Source organism: Actinosynnema sp., from assembly GCF_052038725.1.
Genome location: NZ_JBQGCX010001282.1, coordinates 1 through 3206 on the forward strand (window position 1 = coordinate 1; position 3206 = coordinate 3206).

Genomic DNA, 3206 nt, shown 5'->3' on the forward strand with positions numbered 1-3206 from the left:
CGTGACAGGGTGGGGGCGTGACAGGACCGGCTGAGGACTCCTCCTCGCAGCGGCTCCTGGCGGGCCTGAGGCTCGACGAGCTGCTGGAGGAGATGCGGGAGCGGCTCACCGAGATCGGCTCCACCAGGGACAAGATGCAGCGCCTGCTGGACGCGGTGCTCGCCGTGGGCACGGGGCTGGAGCTGGACTCCACGCTGCAGCGGATAGTGCAGGCCGCCGTCGACCTGGTCGGCGCGCGGTACGGGGCGCTGGGCGTGCTGGGCAATCGCGACGACCTCTCCGAGTTCGTCCACGTCGGCATCGACCAGGACGAGCGCGCCCGCATGGGGCACCTGCCGCAGGGCAAGGGCCTGCTCGGGCTGCTGATCAAGGACCCGAGACCGGTGCGGCTGCACGACCTCGGCGCGCACCCGGCGTCCGTCGGCCTCCCGCCGAACCACCCGCCGATGAAGACCTTCCTCGGCGTGCCCGTGCGGGTGCGCGACGAGGTGTTCGGCAACCTGTACATGGCCGAGAAGCGGGACGGCGGCGACTTCACCCCCGACGACGAGATCGTGCTGTCGGCGCTGGCCGCCGCGGCGGGCGTCGCGGTGGAGAACGCCCGGCTGTTCGAGAAGTCCCGGATGCGCGAGCGCTGGCTGGAGGCCGCCGCCGAGGTCAACGCCGAGCTGCTGGGCGGCGCGTCCGCCGAGGACGCGCTGCGGCTGATCTCCCAGCGCACCCGCGAGCTCGCGGGCGCGGCGGTGTCGCTGATCGTGCTCGCCGAGGACGGCAGGAACGGGCGGCGGCTGCGGATGGCCTCGGCGGCGGGCGGTGACACCGACCGGCTCGTCGGCGGCCTGCTGGACGGCGAGGACACGTTCGCCGAGCAGGTGCTGGACTCCGGGGTGCCCGCGCTGTTCGAGCACCTCGACGGCAGGCTCGGCGAGGCCAGCCTGGAGCTGGGGCCGGGGGTCGCGGTGCCGCTGCGCACCGCCTCGCAGGTGACCGGCGTGCTGCTGGCCGCCCGCGCCAAGGGCGCGCCCCAGTTCGGCGCCGAGCAGGTGCCGCTGCTGGCCTCGTTCGCCGCGCAGGCCGCCGTGGCGCTGGAGCTGGCCGAGACGCAGCGCAACCGGCGGCTGGTGGACGTGCTGGAGGACCGCGACCGGATCGCCCGCGACCTGCACGACCACGTCATCCAGCGGCTGTTCGCCACCGGGATGAGCCTGCAGGGCGCGCTCAACCGGGTCGAGGACCCCAAGCTGCGCGAGCGGGTCGACAGCGCCGTGCACCAGCTCGACCAGACCGTGCTGGAGATCCGCACCACGATCTTCGACCTCCAGGCGGCCGACGACGAGCCGGGGCTGCGGCGCAGGCTGCTGGACATCGTGTCGCAGGTGACCGAGCACTCGGCGCTCACGCCCGCCGTGCGGATGAACGGCACGGTGGACAACTCGGTGCCCGACCACGTCGGCGAGCACGCCGAGGCGGTGGTGCGGGAGCTGGTCAGCAACGCGGTGCGGCACTCCGGCGCGAGCGAGCTGACGGTGACCATCGAGGCCGACCGGGAGCTGACGATCTCGGTGGTGGACAACGGGATCGGGATGCCGGAGAAGGTCGCGCGCAGCGGGCTGCGGAACCTGGACGAGCGGGCCCGGCGGCTCGGCGGCAGCGCGGCGGTGGAGGCGTGCGCGGGCGGCGGGACGCGCGTCACGTGGCAGGTTCCCCTGGTGTGAACGGGGATCGGGGGCGGGAGTGCGTCCACTGGGGAGGTTCTCCCGGCCTCGGCCCTGCCTGGCCCGCGCTCCCGCTCTTGATCATCTGTACTGTGCTCGGCACCGGCGCGTCGGGACGCGCGCGCCGACCCGAGCGAGGACGAGCAGGAGCAGATGAAGGTCAACCTGAAGATGAAGCTCGACCTGGCGCACCTGGTCTTCTCCGCGCTGGTCGTCGCCGGGATCGTCGTGGGCCAGTTCCACTTCACCTGGTTCCCGCCCGCGCTGATGTGGCTGGTCGTCGCGGGCGCCGCGGTCGGGTGGGCCTTCTACGCCAACAAGAAGCTGCTCAAGGACAAGCCCCGGCGCCCCAGGGGCAGGGTGAGGGCCGGCGCCGCGAACGAGGACTGAGCCCGACCGGGGACCCGCGGGCAAGCGCTTCCCCGCGCCGCGGCCCGGACCTGCGCCGGACCTGACGCCCGCCGTACCCGGCGCTTGCCTGCCCCTGCGCCCGCCGGACGCGCGAGGGGCGCACCACCCGGTGCGCCCCTCGGCCCCCCAGCCCGTCCCGGCGGTCTCAGTCCGCCTCGACCCCGCCGGGCCGCTTGCGCAGCTTGCTCGCCAGCACCGCCGCCTGCGTGCGCCGCTCCAGCCCCAGCTTCGCCAGCAGGTGCGACACGTAGTTCTTGACCGTCTTCTCGGCCAGGAACATGCTCTCCGCGATCTGCCGGTTCGTCATGCCCTGCCCGATCAGGTCGAGCACCGTCCGCTCCTGCTCGGTCAGCATCCGGACCGGGTCGCCCTGCTCCCGCTCGCGGCGGATGCGGTTGAGCAGCGCGCTCGTCGACCGCGCGTCCAGCAGCGACTGGCCGGACGCCACCGTGCGCACCGCCGTGCACAGGTCCGTGCCCAGGATGCGCTTGAGCACGAAGCCCGAGGCGCCCGCCATGATCGCGTCGAACAGCGCCTCGTCGTCGGTGAACGACGTCAGCATCAGGCACTGCAGGTCGGGCATGAGCGACTTCAGCTCGCGGCACAGCTCGATGCCGTTGCCGTCGGGCAGCCGGACGTCCAGCACCGCCACGTTCGCGCCGCTCGCGGGGACCCGCGCCAGCGCCTCCGCGACCGAACCGGCCTCTCCGACGACCTCCAGCTCGTCGTCGCTGTTCAGCAGTTCCCTCACCCCGACGCGGACGACCTCGTGGTCGTCCACCAGGAACACCCGTGCGCTCACCGCACCCACCTTCCGTCAAACCCGTGCACAACATCCCTCGCCCCGGCCCCCGCCTGACAGGGTCCAAGGTCCCGGTCCCCCTCCGCGGCGCGGGCGCCACGCCGCGTCGCCACCGGGAGGCCCGCCCCGAGTGTTCCAGCAGGCCGCGCGGCCACCCGAACACCGTGCCCCACCCGACCGCCGGACGCACCCCGGCCGGTGCCCGGCCGACCCCGCCGGACCGGGACCTGCGGCCCTGCCCGTCTGCGGCGCCGAGGGCGGGCTCGTCGGCATCTTCT

General features: G+C 73.8%; 3 protein-coding genes. 2 read left to right on the plus strand and 1 reads right to left on the minus strand.

Going from position 1 to position 3206, the window contains the following annotated elements:
• Positions 1-17 precede the first annotated feature (17 nt).
• On the plus strand, positions 18-1715 hold the full coding sequence (locus ACTUAL_RS27085) for a GAF domain-containing sensor histidine kinase (protein WP_440902225.1): 1698 nt from the start codon (positions 18-20) through the stop codon (positions 1713-1715).
• A 153-nt stretch (positions 1716-1868) separates the two neighbouring features.
• A complete protein-coding gene (locus ACTUAL_RS27090; protein WP_096492444.1) occupies positions 1869-2105 on the plus strand; it encodes a hypothetical protein in 237 nt (78 codons plus the stop codon).
• A 166-nt stretch (positions 2106-2271) separates the two neighbouring features.
• Here ACTUAL_RS27090 and ACTUAL_RS27095 read toward each other — a convergent pair whose 3' ends face one another.
• Positions 2272-2928 (minus strand): response regulator, encoded by a 657-nt coding sequence (locus ACTUAL_RS27095; RefSeq protein WP_096492445.1) that lies wholly within the window; start codon positions 2926-2928, stop codon positions 2272-2274.
• Positions 2929-3206 lie beyond the last annotated feature (278 nt).

Excerpts from the sequence above, each read along its gene's own strand:
- ACTUAL_RS27090 (WP_096492444.1), top strand. The coding sequence starts at position 1,869 with ATGAAGGTCAACCTGAAGATGAAGCTCGACCTGGCGCACCTGGTCTTC.